The sequence below is a fragment of the Gillisia xinjiangensis genome, assembly GCF_046298265.1.
In the GTDB taxonomy this organism is placed as follows: domain Bacteria; phylum Bacteroidota; class Bacteroidia; order Flavobacteriales; family Flavobacteriaceae; genus Gillisia; species Gillisia xinjiangensis.
Genome location: NZ_JBKAHK010000044.1, coordinates 1 through 701 on the forward strand (window position 1 = coordinate 1; position 701 = coordinate 701).

General features: G+C 61.9%; 1 protein-coding gene. It reads left to right on the top strand.

Translation table 11 applies throughout. The features are described from left to right. On the top strand, positions 1–345 hold a 345-nt coding region (locus ACKGJN_RS16365; RefSeq protein WP_409540636.1), incomplete at its 5' end, for a tetratricopeptide repeat protein. Positions 346–701: the final 356 nt, after the last annotated feature.

The window sequence follows — 701 nt, forward strand, 5'->3', positions numbered from 1 at the left end:
CTGAACAACCTCGCCATGGTACAACTGGAGCGCGACTCCGTTACGGACGCGGACGCCAACGCCCGCAGGGCCGTCTCCCTGGAGCCCGACGCCCCGGCCCTGGCCGACACCCTGGGCGTCGCCTTGCTGCGTGCCGGCAAGACGGAGGAAGCGGTCAGCGTCCTCCAGGGTGCTCACGAAGCGGCACCGCAGAGCGGCTCCATCGGCTTCCACCTCGCCCAGGCTCTTGCCGCCAAGGGCGACGTCAAGAGCGCGATCGCCACGCTTCAGGCTGTCCTCGATGCCGACCGGCGGTTCAGCGACCGAGGTGCCGCCGAGGCCCTGCTGGCGTCCTTGAAGCAGTAAGGACGGCCCCGCGCCGAGGCCGTTAACCTCCTGTAAAGAGATGCTTACATCTCTGCTCGCCCGTCCTTCTTATTGAAGAAAATATCGTTATTTTTCAATGATATAAAGTTCTGGCACGATGCTTGCTTCTATAGGGCACAGAAGTGAAAGCTGTTGCATCCACATCCCCCGACCCAAGGCCGGGGTGGCGTTTTAAGGAGAGCAGAATGTTTAAAAAGTATTTGGGAGCTGCGGCCATCGCCTGCTCGATCGGGCTCATGGCAGCTCCGGCGAACGCGGCGTTCGTGCTGGAGAACATCACGTTGAACTTCAACGGGGTCGACGGCCTCGATGACACGCCCCTTCCGGGCAGCTAC